The sequence below is a fragment of the Cohnella herbarum genome, assembly GCF_012849095.1.
GTDB lineage: Bacteria > Bacillota > Bacilli > Paenibacillales > Paenibacillaceae > Cohnella > Cohnella herbarum.
On sequence record NZ_CP051680.1, the window covers coordinates 5,832,532 to 5,844,910 of the forward strand.

Annotated in this window: 11 protein-coding genes and 1 pseudogene; 9 read left to right on the plus strand and 3 right to left on the minus strand. The window is 52.2% G+C overall.

Annotated features, from left to right (window positions below; all coding sequences use genetic code 11):
* Positions 1 to 28: 28 nt before the first annotated feature.
* Positions 29 to 622 (minus strand): TetR/AcrR family transcriptional regulator, encoded by a 594-nt coding sequence (locus HH215_RS24860; RefSeq protein WP_169282340.1) that lies wholly within the window; start codon positions 620 to 622, stop codon positions 29 to 31.
* Positions 623 to 708: 86 nt separating this feature from the next.
* Here HH215_RS24860 and HH215_RS24865 point away from each other — a divergent pair, with 86 nt between their 5' ends.
* Complete coding sequence (locus HH215_RS24865; RefSeq protein ID WP_254450216.1) at positions 709 to 1,269, plus strand: hypothetical protein; 561 nt, start codon at positions 709 to 711, stop codon at positions 1,267 to 1,269.
* 75 nt (positions 1,270 to 1,344) lie between these two features.
* Here HH215_RS24865 and HH215_RS24870 read toward each other — a convergent pair whose 3' ends face one another.
* Positions 1,345 to 2,244: a TetR/AcrR family transcriptional regulator gene (locus HH215_RS24870; RefSeq protein ID WP_169282341.1), complete on the minus strand. Its 900-nt coding sequence runs from the start codon at positions 2,242 to 2,244 to the stop codon at positions 1,345 to 1,347.
* 229 nt (positions 2,245 to 2,473) lie between these two features.
* Here HH215_RS24870 and HH215_RS24875 point away from each other — a divergent pair, with 229 nt between their 5' ends.
* The 8 genes and pseudogenes from HH215_RS24875 (at position 2,474) to HH215_RS36750 (ending at position 10,842) form a co-directional block, all read left to right on the plus strand.
* On the plus strand, positions 2,474 to 3,925 hold the full coding sequence (locus HH215_RS24875) for a DHA2 family efflux MFS transporter permease subunit (protein ID WP_254450217.1): 1,452 nt from the start codon (positions 2,474 to 2,476) through the stop codon (positions 3,923 to 3,925).
* Between the two features lie 172 nt (positions 3,926 to 4,097).
* Complete coding sequence (locus tag HH215_RS24880; protein WP_169282343.1) at positions 4,098 to 4,322, plus strand: hypothetical protein; 225 nt, start codon at positions 4,098 to 4,100, stop codon at positions 4,320 to 4,322.
* Positions 4,323 to 4,495: 173 nt separating this feature from the next.
* The gene (locus HH215_RS24885) at positions 4,496 to 4,876 is read left to right on the plus strand and encodes a ribosomal maturation YjgA family protein (RefSeq protein ID WP_254450218.1); all 381 of its coding nucleotides are present in this window, start codon (positions 4,496 to 4,498) and stop codon (positions 4,874 to 4,876) included.
* Between the two features lie 115 nt (positions 4,877 to 4,991).
* The gene (locus tag HH215_RS24890) at positions 4,992 to 5,543 is read left to right on the plus strand and encodes a TetR/AcrR family transcriptional regulator (protein WP_169282345.1); all 552 of its coding nucleotides are present in this window, start codon (positions 4,992 to 4,994) and stop codon (positions 5,541 to 5,543) included.
* A gap of 65 nt (positions 5,544 to 5,608) precedes the next feature.
* Positions 5,609 to 6,999, plus strand: a pseudogene (locus tag HH215_RS24895) (MFS transporter).
* A gap of 174 nt (positions 7,000 to 7,173) precedes the next feature.
* Entirely contained in the window at positions 7,174 to 8,889 is a 1,716-nt protein-coding gene (locus HH215_RS24900; RefSeq protein ID WP_169284566.1) for an ABC transporter ATP-binding protein, read from the plus strand.
* Positions 8,886 to 10,655, plus strand: coding sequence for an ABC transporter ATP-binding protein (locus HH215_RS24905; protein ID WP_169282346.1), 1,770 nt, complete (start codon positions 8,886 to 8,888; stop codon positions 10,653 to 10,655). Before HH215_RS24900 ends, HH215_RS24905 begins: the two co-directional genes overlap by 4 nt.
* A 55-nt stretch (positions 10,656 to 10,710) precedes the next feature.
* A complete protein-coding gene (locus HH215_RS36750) occupies positions 10,711 to 10,842 on the plus strand; it encodes a hypothetical protein (protein ID WP_256376626.1) in 132 nt (43 codons plus the stop codon).
* A gap of 239 nt (positions 10,843 to 11,081) precedes the next feature.
* Here HH215_RS36750 and HH215_RS24910 read toward each other — a convergent pair whose 3' ends face one another.
* Positions 11,082 to 12,359 (minus strand): IS110 family RNA-guided transposase, encoded by a 1,278-nt coding sequence (locus HH215_RS24910; protein ID WP_169284195.1) that lies wholly within the window; start codon positions 12,357 to 12,359, stop codon positions 11,082 to 11,084.
* Positions 12,360 to 12,379 lie beyond the last annotated feature (20 nt).

Below are 12,379 nucleotides of genomic sequence, written 5' to 3' on the forward strand. Positions count from 1 at the left end.
AAGCCCTAATTGTTTTGGGCTTTCGGCTTTATGCTTGCAAGAGGCAGTCTATGTGATAAGAGATCGTGCGCAGCATATCCTCTCTGTTCGATAATTCCGGGTAGGTCGCGTGATGAACGACTAGTCCGTCGATGAGCGCATGGAGCCTTCTCGTTTCGAGCTCCGCGTCAATGTCTGCCTTGGTCAGCTTATGCTTGACGAGATGGTCGATCGTTCGGCGAAATCCGGTATATAACTCCTGATGTACTTCCCGACTTAATTCGCGAATGGCGGGATGGGATATCGCCTTCCCTGCAAAGGCCAGCCATACTTCCGCTTCCGCTATACGCACCTCGTCAAGCGGCAGGAGTTCCGCGATGACGAGCATCATATCATGACGCGGCTCCCCATTGAAGGGGAGCTTCTCTATTCGTGCATGAGCTCGGCTTGAAATCAACCGCATCGAGTAAGCGAGCAGCTCATCCTGAGATTCGAAATAATGCCGCAGCGCTCCGAGGGATATTCCCATCTCTTCCGCCACGCGACGGACGGACGCGCTATCGAGCCCATCCCGGCGGATGACCCGCCATGCGGCTTCGGCGATTTTCTCTTTACGTTCGTTGTGATCTACGATTTTCGGCATATTTATAGTATAGCAGGATTGTTTTTTAATACAATCGTGTTATAATAAATCCGAACTTTATCATACAGTCGTATTAAAAAAAGGAAGTGAAGAGCATAGTCGCATTCATTATCGGCTGCGAAATCGCATTCTGGATATTCGTTCTGGCGGGACTCATCTCCCGTTATATCTTTCGGAGGAAGAAGACCGGGGCCGTTCTGCTCTACTGTACGCCCGTAATCGATTTAATCCTGCTCGTCTTGACCGTAATCGACTTGCGAGGGGGCGCGGTAGCCAGCACCGCGCATGGTCTGGCGGCTATCTACATCGGAGCGTCGATCGCTTACGGCCATGCCATGATCAATTGGGCGGACGTTCGGTTCGCGCATAGATTCGCCGGAGGTCCCGCGCCGCAGAAGAAAATCAAAATCGGCAAAGAGCATGCGAGGAACGAACGGCGAGGTTGGTATAAGCATGCGATTGCTTGGATTATTGGATGCGGTATCCTTTACGGCATGATCTTAATGGTAAACGCGGAAAGTCGGACCGAAGTGTTCGTTCAAGTGATTCGAACATGGTCGATCGTGCTTGCTATTGATTTCGTTTATAGCTTCAGCTATACCTTGTGGCCGAGAGCGTCCAAAAATACGGTTTCCGATAAAACGTAGCACGAAGTAGCGAACTAATTGAACCTGGGGTGCCTATGTATAGGCTCCCTAGGCTCTTTTTTATTGTATACTCATTCACGCTTTCCTTTTCTCGCATGCCAATACTCTCTCTAATTGCCCGACATACGAAGCCAGCTCATGCTGGTTGGATAGAAATTCTAATAGAGCTCGAACGAGCACGGGTTTGAAATCCTCTAACGCGAATTGCTCCTTAATAATTCCGACGGCATCAAGCAATTCGGCTTTGCGGGTCATAGGTACGGGAAGCTCATGAATAGCGGTTTCGAGATGCTGAACAAGATCGATCCTTAACTTCTCGGGGGAACTCTCCGGTTCATCTTCGGAGATTCCAAAGAAATGTTCGATAGCGGACGAGTCGAATAAGGGCTCCGGCTTCTTCGCAAGGACGCCTGCCGCAACCTCGTCCATTCTATCGGCGATATAATTCGAGATTTTGTCCAAATCAAAGTGGCTATTCACGAAATATCCGAAAGTCATATACTGTTTCATTGTCCCCACGAGAATGACGACGAAATCCCATTTATAAGGTTCCGCTTCCGGGCCGTATGCCCGAACTATGCAATCCGCATAATATTTCGTCAACCTCGTCTTAAGGCCGGCGGCGAACGCGTTTAATTTGCCTCCGTTTTCTAGCGTGGGCAAGTCATGTTCCGATCGGAAATTCAGCTTATACTCCGCAATGAATTCCAGTTGAAGCAAGGTTTCTTTGACGAACCTGTCCTTGGGCGAATATTGGGTATCGTTAATAATCCGCTCCGTCTGCTCTCGCAAGAGCAGAAGCCTCTCTCCGAGAACCTCGATGAGCAGATCGTCCTTAGAAGGAAAAATTTTGTATAACGAGCCTTTGGCAATCGCGCAGTCGTTGGCGATGTCCTGAATAGACGTTGCATAATACCCTTTCTCGGTGAAAAAACGCATGGCCGAATCCATGATCCGCTGTCGTAACAAGCTCATTTTGTACGCTCCTCAAAAAAGCAATTGACTTTCCGGAGAAATTGGATAAAATGAGGGAGGTCGAGTGACTGGTGAGTTTTCTGTAGAAACGCTTGGTCACGAGGTCGATTTCATCCTACTCCTTATGCTTAGAATTGTAAACCATTTGCTTGAGAAAATCATGGAGAGAAGGTTTTATTTTATGTCAGCGCACAACGCTCCCCCATCCTCAGCGGAGCAGCCGTTTTCGATGAGGGCTATCATAGCGCCGCTCATGGCTGTAATCGTCGGTATGATCATGGTTATCCTCGACAGCACGGTCGTTAACGTTGCCTTATCTAAATTCGAAGAAGAGTTCGGCAGCAGCCTCAATACGATTCAATGGACTTTCACCGGATACACGTTGGCATTATCCGCGGTGATCCCGTTAGCGGGCTGGATGACCGATAAATTCGGCCCCAAGCGGATATTCATGATTACGATCGCCTTGTTTACGTTAGGTTCGGCGCTGTGCGCAGCGGCTCAGACGATCGACCAGTTGATAATATTCCGCGTTATCCAAGGCCTTGGCGGAGGCATGGTCATGCCGATCGGGATCGCGATGATTTTCCGTCTTGCGCCTCCTGAGCGACGGGGATCCGTAATGGGAATGCTGGGAATACCGATGCTGATGGCGCCGGCGCTCGGACCCGTGCTGTCGGGGTGGTTGATCGAGAATGCGACCTGGCACTGGATTTTCTTAATTAACGTACCGATCGGGATCGTCGCTTTGTTCGTGGGCGCGAAGTACTTGCCGAAGTTTCCGCAAGGCAAACCTCCTGCTCTGGATATGATCGGGATGATCCTCGCTCCGATCGCTTTCTCTAGCATCGCTTACGGCGTAAGCGAAGGAGGCCGCAACAGTTGGTCCGCGGACCAGACGGTCATTGCCCTGGCGGTCGGCGGTTTGGCGCTGCTGTTATTCGTGTTAGTGGAGCTTCGCCATCGGCAGCCGCTTCTGGAGCTGCGGGTATTCCGTTCTTCCGACTTCACCAGGGGAGTCCTGCTCACATGGACGGTTCAGATCGCCCTGTTCGGGGCCATGATTCTCGTGCCGGTATACCTTCAGAACGTGATGCAATACTCGGCATTCGAGACAGGGTTGATCATGCTGCCCCAAGCGATCGGGTCCATGATCTTCATGCCGATCGGCGGCAGGTTGTTCGACAAGATCGGAGCGCGCCCTCTGGCGATCGTGGGGTTGCTGTCGGTCTCCTGCGCGTTGTATCTTCTCTCCGGCGTACAATTGGATACTCCGTTGATTCAAATTCTAATTCCTCTCTTCATGGTAGGGTCCGGAATGGGTCTGTCCATGATGTCGCTGAATACGCACGTTCTGAACGCTGCCCCTCGCGAGCTCGTGAGCCGAGTCACGCCGCTTACGACGGCGGCGCAACAAGTCGTGTCATCGTTTGCGGTAGCCGGTCTGACCGGATTCCTAACGACTCGGACCGGAGATCATATGAAGCTGCTCGGGCAAGGCGAGAACCCGCTGGAAGCGATGGTATCCGCGTTCGACGATACGTTCCTGTTGTCCATGAGCTTGGCGTTCGTCGGCTTCGCGCTCGCATTTTTCCTTCGTAAGCCGAAGGTTACGCCAACCGCGGCAGGAACCGGAAGCGGTATTGATAAGCCGGATCCTGCAGCCATGATGGGGCACTAAATAAAGCCGATAGATGATTAACGACCGAGCATCGTGGGGAACTTCTCTGCGGCATGCTCGGTTTTTTCTACGGCTTCTGATAAAATTTAACAATTACTTTACCGACCCGATATGCGCCGCTGACGTATGGTTCGTACAATGAGATCATCAAAGCCGCAGAGGAGAGGGTAAGATGCTGAATTTGTTGGATAAGCCGACAGTAAATGTTCAAGTTGATCTACGGAATCCGCTGGTTTGCGATGGGGTGGCATCTTCTATCAAATACGGTCGGGTGCAGGGCGACGAACTGAACGTCCTTGAATCTCAATGTTGGACCGAACTCAAGGGACTGCGGGCGGAACTAAACGAGCTTCTGTTCGAACTTTCCCTGAAGCTTACATCGTATCGTCGGCTGTAGAATTCGGAACGATAAGAGACGAATAGATTCGTATCAGGCTGATCGCTTCCGGCGGGAAGGATTTCGGCTTTTTTTGTGTTTTCTTTGCATACTGGGCTGGGCGCCGATTCTATGGTAGCCTTGGTTGTATGACCTTTTATGCGAAAAGCGAGCTGATCCTATTGAGGGCTAGAATGTCCTATTTGATTGTTGCCATTATCGTCATGTTCTTAGGGATAGTCTCCAGGAGGTATGGAGATTCGTTGCCTGAGCCTGTTGCCGAACATTCCGGCGACGTATTGTGGGCTGGGATGATTTATTTCGGCGTACGTATGCTATTCGCTCAGAAGAGTTGTTCCCGGGCATTCGGAATCGCTTTAACGTTCTGCTTCGCCATCGAAATCAGTCAACTGTATCAAGCGGAATGGATCAACGCGATCAGAGCGACTACCTTAGGCGCTTTAGTTCTGGGAAAAGGATTCTTGGCAGCGGATCTAATCAGATATAGCATTGGAGTCGCGGTTTCTTTCGGGTTGGACAGATATATCAATAACCGAATTCTTAGGTCCGGTTGACAATTCCCACAAATCGGAATATTATTTTCGGTATAGTCAGTAAGTACTGACAGTCATATCGGCGAAAAAGGAGAGAGCGAGCATCGAAAAAGCACTGAGCAACGACGAGAAGCTGATGTTGGCGGCGATCGATCTTATCTCGGAGAAGGGCTACAACGGGGCAACCACCGTGGAAATAGCCGCATTGGCCGGCTTAAGCGAGAAGACGCTGTTTCGCCGTTTTAACAGTAAGCAGAATCTCCTGGAATCCGCTTTCGACCGATATCATTATGCCGAAGAGATGAAGAAGCTGTTTAGCGAGAAGCTCGTATGGGATTTGCATACGGATTTGCTTCTGATTAGCCGAACGTACCATAGCATCATGAACCGTAATCGGAAAATGGTTATGATCAGTATGAAGGAAGTGTCCAATTTACCCGGATTTCGGGAACGAACCCAGATGCATCCGAAGCAACTGCTCGACTTCCTGACCGACTATTTCAGAACGATGGCCGAGAAAGGAAAAATGAAAGTATCGAAGCCGGAGCTACAGGCGTTCACTTTCATGATGGCGAATTTCGGGGCTTTCGTTAACGATCTCGAATCCGCGTTTCTTTATCCAAGCATCTCGCTTGAACCGTTTATTGAAGAGAGCGTCCGTATATTCACTAGGGCTTTTACTCCCTAGTTTTTTTATAAATGCATTGACAGTAAGTACTGACAGTCACGGCAAGCTAAAGGAGATAGAGAAAGATGGATACGAAGACACTGCAACAAACCGGAGAAAAAATCATGCGCATTCTCGTCTTCACGCTTACGATCTCGATGATGAGCGCGCTAATGTTCAATATCGTACTGCCCGACATTAGCGAAGAGTTCGATCTCAGCATTGCGCAGGCAAGTTGGTTTTCTTCCGCTTAAGCTTTGATCTACGCCGTTGGAACGGTGACTTACGGGAAGCTGGCCGACAGATTCAAGTTAAAGAACCTGCTTACGTTCGGACTGTTGGTTTTTGCGCTTGGATGCTAGTCGGGTTGGTTTCCGAATCCTTCTGGTTGGTGCTTGCCGGAAGGTGTTTGCAATCCGTAGGAGCCTCATCCATTCCGGCGATGTCTATGCTGATTCCGGTCCGTTATTTTGCACCGGAGCGCCGAGGCTCGGCATTGGGCATGACGGCCATGGGACTTGCGATCGGCAGCGCGCTTGGGCCTATCCTGTCCGTGTTCATCGTTAGCATTGCCCACTGGCGTTGGTTGTTCGCCGTACCGCTGTTGATTTTGATCACGATCCCCTTCTACCGCAAATATTTGGGCGATGAACAGCCATCGGGCGTCGGAAAATTCGATTGGATCGGCGGAGGGTTGTTAGCGGGTACGGCGGGAGCGTTGTTAATGGGCATTACAAGCGGAGCCTGGTGGCTCGTTGCCGGCGGTTTGGCGGCACTGGCGATGTTCATCGTGCGAATTCGTTCCGTTGCCGATCCGTTTATTCAATCGAAGCTCTTCAAGAACAAAGGGTACGTGCTCGTGCTGCCGATTACTTTTCTCGTAAACGGGATGGGACTTTCGCTTTACTTCCTTAGTCCGTTGCTCCTGTCGGAGGTGCATCGTTTGCCCTCTAGTTGGATCGGTTTTGCTATGGTTCCCGCAGCGGTAGCATCGGCCATTCTGGGGAGGAAGGGCGGCAAGCTGGCCGACTCGAAAGGAAATCCGTATTTGTTCTATGTTTCATCTGGTTTGCTATTGGCTTGTTTTGCGCTGTTGTCCACCTTCACGGGGAGCTCTCCGCTATTCATTGCCGTATTCTTGATCTTCGGAAACGTTGGACAATCTTTCATTCTGATCGCGTTGTCCAATTCCATCTCGCGAACGTTACCGAAGGAACAAGTCGGCGTAGGCATGGGACTGTTCTTTATGCTCAATTTCATCGCGCAAGGCATGGCCACCGGAATATTCAGCAAAATCGTGGACCTGGGCTCGGCCGTTCGATGGAACCCCGCGAATAAGGCAGCCGACGGGTTCGTGTACAGCAATTTGTTTTTCGTTCTAGCCGCGTTGCAATTCGTCATCCTGTTGTTTTATTATCGCCAGTTCGGCAGAGAAAAGCGGTCTTCCATTGAACCGGAGAAATTGAGCCTAGTGTAAAGGTATGAAAATGGATTGACGGTTTCCGACGATTCGGATACAGTACGTGTAAACGGCGATAACCCCTGTTCAGGGCCGGTTGTCGCTTTTGTTTATTTATTTTGCCGCAGTAGGGGGCGTCTCGTGAGCCAGAAGCAAACGCAGGCCAGAAATTCTTTAGGTCACTATTATTCCATGCTAAGCCGGTACCTGCTACCGCAGCGAACGACGCTGATCGGCCTAGCCGCACTGCTCTTCGCATCGATCGGGTTGCAATTGGTTAATCCGCAGATAATCCGATATTTTATCGATACCGCGCAGTCGGACAAATCGCTGACGCCTCTGTATTACGCAGCATTGCTGTTCATTGGCTTCTCTCTATTCCAGCAGATTGTATCGGTCATCGCGACTTACGTGAGCGAGAATCTAGCATGGCGGACGACGAATCAGCTGCGCGGAGACTTGGCTGAGCATGGGCTCAAGCTGGATATGTCCTTCCATAAGTCGAATACGACGGGGTCGATCATCGAACGCGTGGATGGGGACGTGAACGCGCTCGCCAATTTTTTCTCCAGCTTCATTATTCATTTGGCGGGAAACTTACTATTAATGCTAGGCATTATCATTCTCCTCTTCCGTGAAAATATTTTGATAGGATCGGCGATGCTCTTATTCGTCCTGTTCGCTGTCTATATCATTCAATGGATTCGCAAATTCGCGCTACCCATCTGGACCAAATGGCGGCAGATCAATGCCGAATTCTACGGCTTTATCGGCGAGCATCTGGAAGGAACCGAGGATACGCGGGCTAACGGAGCGACCGGTTTCGTCATGAACCGGTTCTACTCGTTGCTGCGCAGAATGCTGCCTATTCGTACGAAAGCGTTCTTGGGATTCGCTTCGATGTGGATCACTACGATTATTATTTTCGCTCTAGGCAATGCCATGGCATTCGCCGTAAGCGCCTATCTATGGAAACAAGGCAGCATTACGATCGGTACGGTCTACTTGATCTTCTATTACACGGAGCTGCTCGCCAAACCTATCGAGAAAATCCGCACCCAGATCGAGGATCTGCAGAAAGCGGACGCCAGTCTGGTTCGGATCCGCGAGCTGCTAGGCACCCGATCGAAGATCGAGGACGGTCCGGGCGCGAAGCTGTCATCCGGGCCGCTATCGGTGGAATTCAGAGACGTGACGTTTAGTTATGACGACGACCAGCCTACGTTGGACGACATCGCGTTACAGCTTGAACCGGGAGAAGTGTTAGGGCTGCTAGGCCGAACCGGGAGCGGGAAAACAACGTTAGCCCGCATGTTGCTTCGGTTCTATGACCCGCAACGGGGAATCATCGCGCTGGGCGGAACGGACATCAAGCAATGCAAGCTTAGCGAACTCCGGACGAAAGTCGCGCTAGTCACGCAAAATATCGAAATTCTGCAGGGCAGCGTAAGGGACAATTTGACCCTGTACGACGAGACGATATCGGATTCGGATATCGTCCGGGTGCTGGGCGAGCTCGGACTTAAAGGGTGGTACGCCTCTTTACCCGAGGGGCTCGATACCTTGCTCGCTTCGGGAGGGGGCAGCTTATCCGCCGGAGAAGCGCAACTGCTGGCTTTCGCTCGGGTGTTCCTAACCGACCCCGGCCTGGTTATTCTAGACGAAGCCTCTTCGCGCCTTGATCCGCTGACGGAATACCGCATGGAACAGGCGATCGATAAGCTGCTGACGGATAGAACGTGTGTCATTATCGCGCATCGCCTGTCTACGGTGGAGCGGGCGGACAAGATCGTTATTCTGGAGCAAGGCAGAATCGTGGAAGCCGGGATACGGACTAAACTGGCCTCCGATCCGAATTCGCGGTTCAGCGGCATGCTGGCCGCCGGGCTCGAGGAGGTGCTGGCGTGAGCACGTTTACTTACATGTGGCGATTGATCAAGTACCGCAAAGGTTGGTACATTCTGAACGCGCTCGTCTGGACGGGGATTTATCTGATGCCGATCGTTCCCGGACTGATCACGAAAGAGTTCTTCGATTCCCTGTCCGGCGACTCGACGATGGGAGTCGGAATATGGGGATTGATCGCTTTATTGGTAAGCTTCGCATTGGCTCGAAGCGCCATCGTCTACCTTGGTTTTATTACCGACGTCAACTACCGGTTCCGCATGGGAATGCTGCTTCGCCGGAATTTGCTCGAGCACATTCTGAAGGAGCCCGGCGCTCGGGCGATTCCCTGCTCGCCGGGAGAGGCGATCAGCCATTTCCGGGACGACGTCGATCAATCGGAGGAAGCGGTAAGCTGGTCCGTCGACGTATTCGGAATGACGTGTTTCGCCGTCGTCGCTTGCTTTATCTTGCTGCGTATCGATGCCCAGATGACGATGCTCGTTTTCTTGCCGCTCGTGGTCGTTATCGTGGCGGCCCAGCTTGCGACGACCCGGCTGCAGAAATACCGTTCCGCCAGCCGGGAATCGACGGCGAAGGTCACCGGTGCGATCAGCGAGATGTTCGGTAACGTGCAGGCGATTCAAGTCGCGGGTGCCGAGCAACGGGTGACGGCGCGATTCAGGGAGCTGAACGACAATCGCCGGAAGAGCATGCTGAAAGATAAGCTCATGACCGAAGTGCTCGATTCCGTGTTCTCGAATACGGTTAACCTTGGGACGGGGCTGATCTTGCTGCTTGCAGGGCAGAAAATGCGCGGAGGGGATTTTACGGTAGGCGACTTCTCGCTGTTCGTCTATTATTTGACATTCGTAACGCAGTTTATATCCAACTTCGGCAAGTTCCTGACCTACTTCAAGCAGATGTCCGTGGCTTTGCTGCGGTTGACGGGAATATTGCAAGGGGCTCCCGCTCAAGTTCTGACCGAGCCGAATTCTCTGAACCTCAGTAAGAGGAATGAGGGACAATCAGAGAAGGGTAACGCTCATCCCTCAGTCGAACGATTGGAACGGCTTGAAGCGGAGAGTCTGACTTATAAGTATCCGGAAACCGGCAGAGGGATCGAAGGCGTAAATCTTCGTCTGAAGAGAGGGACGTTCACGGTCGTGACGGGACCGATCGGCTCCGGCAAAACGACGCTCGTACGGACATTGCTCGGGTTGTTGCCCCAAGATCGCGGAACGGTCCGTTGGAACGGAGAGGCAATCGGCGACGCGGGGACGTTCTTCATCCCTCCGCGAAGCGCGTACACGGCTCAGGTTCCGAGATTGTACAGCGCTACGCTGCGCGAAAATATATTGTTAGGGCAGCCGGATAACTCCGAGCAGCTCGAGAGAGCTCTGCATACCGCCGTGCTGGAAGAGGACATCGAACATCTGCAGCTTGGCCTCGATACCGTTATCGGCCCTCGCGGGGTGAAGCTGTCGGGCGGCCAAGCGCAACGGACTGCCGCGGCCCGCATGCTCGTTCGCGATGCGGAGCTGTACGTGTTCGACGATCTGTCCAGCGCGCTCGACGTGGATACGGAGCAGAAGCTCTGGACTCGGCTGTTCGGCGACCGCAACGATGCGACGTGTCTTGTCGTGTCTCATCGGAAGGCGGCCTTATCGCGAGCTGACCATATTATCGTCATGAAGGACGGCAGGATCGAAGCGGAAGGTACGGCGGAACGCTTGCTAGCCGAGAATGACTCCTTCCGAAAGCTATGGCATGGCGATGAGAGCAGCTAGAGAAACCTCGCGAATCGTATTGTACCTCCCTCGTATTTAAGGGTTTTTCTCACGAATGCTCACTCATTCGCAGGATTTCAATGACTTAGATGTCAGGTGGGTCGATAGGGGCGTAGGGCTGACGGCCGTCGATGACACGTTCGGGTATGCGGGAACAGAAGTCGCGTTATATCGCACTTCGCATTAACGCTCTGCTGCACGCTCCACTTGTCCCCTTGGAGGTTCACCCTCCCATGACTCAACGGGTCTTTGCCCTTACATTCCTTCGTTGTACCTGTCCAAGGCGTGGAGACCGATTACGTTTAGAAGACGGGTCAATTGCCCTGACGGAACTGATACTCGGTTCTCTGTGCGTTCTTTGTCATTGAAGTCCCACGAATGGGTCAGTATTCGTAAGTTGTTCGGTGTGCTGGGTGTTGCTTGTGACTACGCGACCAACGTATCTTGCGATCCGCTGCTATACATTTCTCCACGTTGAATCATGCCAATTAAAATGCGTGCGAGCTTTCCAATGAGCTTGAAGATGGAATACATCTTCGACATGCCTTTAAGCTGGTTACGGGCGTGCCAATGTTTGAAGTCTGAATTCTGCCGCACTAAGCTCAGCATCCCTAAGTACAAATACTTGCGCAGCATGCTGTCGCCCCGCTTGGAGAGCTTAATCTGGCCCTTGTGTTTTCCCGATGTTCGTTCCGCCAGATTGAGACCGGCTCGGCGCAGCAGTTGCCTTCCATGGGCGTAGTGATGCAGACCGCCTGCGCAGCCAAGCAAAGAGGCAATGGTGATCGTGCCTAGACCGTGTAAGCTGCGGAGTTGCTGCACAACGGGCACCTGCTCCAAGAGCGCCTCTATCTCTCGCTGCATCTCTTCGAGTATGAGTTGCGTCTCTTTGTAGACATGCAAAAGGCGAAAGATATCGTGCCGCGCGGCATCGTTTGTATTGGATTTCCCAACACTGTGTGCTGCCGCGTTCAGCAGTTCTACAGCCTTTGCTTTGCCACTGGCTCCAGCTACGCGTCGCATCCCCTGGCTTCGCCATCCCTCCATCACCTCGTCAGCATTCAGTTGCTGTAGATCGACAGGCAGTGGAAAAGCCTTTAATGTTGCTAACGACCGGACACCGTCCCATTCTAGGAATACGCTTCGGAACTCAGGAAAGTACAAGTCTATCCAACGCACGATGCGATTACCTAAGGCGATGGACTGCCCCACCCAGTATTCCCGAGCGCTCATCGCGGCCTTGATTCCGTCAAATACAGGCTCTTGCGGCGCGTAGTTTGTGTAGTAGCCTCGGCTGACGACATCGGCGATGACGAGCGCGTCCTTCGGGTCGTTCTTAGATGGACTGTTGTCGCGGTTTTCCTTATTGCGATGCGTCGTTACCGGGTTCACCAGCACGACCTCGATGCCTTGCTTTAGCAGCCAGTCAGCGAGATTATGCCAGTAGTGGCCTGTGGGCTCCATGCCGACAAGGAAAGAAGTTTTGCCATGTTTGGCCCCCGCCTCCTGCATCCAATGGAGCAGCTTCTGGAATCCGGCTTCTGTGTTCGTAAAGGAAACGTGGCGCGGCGTTAGCGTCCGCCCGCGAAAATCCGTAACCTGTGCGGCATGTACATCTTTAGCGATATCGATCCCTACGATTGCATGATGACTGGTAATTCGTTCAATACGTTGATTTGTAGCGTCGTTTCGAGTAGACTTCATTTTAAGCGCCTCCATGATGG

Coding starts and splice junctions, on each gene's coding strand:
- HH215_RS24910 (WP_169284195.1), bottom strand. CDS start 12,359: ATGAAGTCTACTCGAAACGACGCTACAAATCAACGTATTGAACGAATT.
- HH215_RS24870 (WP_169282341.1), bottom strand. CDS start 2,244: ATGAGCTTGTTACGACAGCGGATCATGGATTCGGCCATGCGTTTTTTC.
- HH215_RS36750 (WP_256376626.1), top strand. CDS start 10,711: ATGCTCACTCATTCGCAGGATTTCAATGACTTAGATGTCAGGTGGGTC.
- HH215_RS24890 (WP_169282345.1), top strand. CDS start 4,992: ATGTTGGCGGCGATCGATCTTATCTCGGAGAAGGGCTACAACGGGGCA.
- HH215_RS24880 (WP_169282343.1), top strand. CDS start 4,098: ATGCTGAATTTGTTGGATAAGCCGACAGTAAATGTTCAAGTTGATCTA.
- HH215_RS24885 (WP_254450218.1), top strand. CDS start 4,496: ATGTCCTATTTGATTGTTGCCATTATCGTCATGTTCTTAGGGATAGTC.
- HH215_RS24900 (WP_169284566.1), top strand. CDS start 7,174: ATGCTAAGCCGGTACCTGCTACCGCAGCGAACGACGCTGATCGGCCTA.
- HH215_RS24875 (WP_254450217.1), top strand. CDS start 2,474: ATGAGGGCTATCATAGCGCCGCTCATGGCTGTAATCGTCGGTATGATC.
- HH215_RS24860 (WP_169282340.1), bottom strand. CDS start 622: ATGCCGAAAATCGTAGATCACAACGAACGTAAAGAGAAAATCGCCGAA.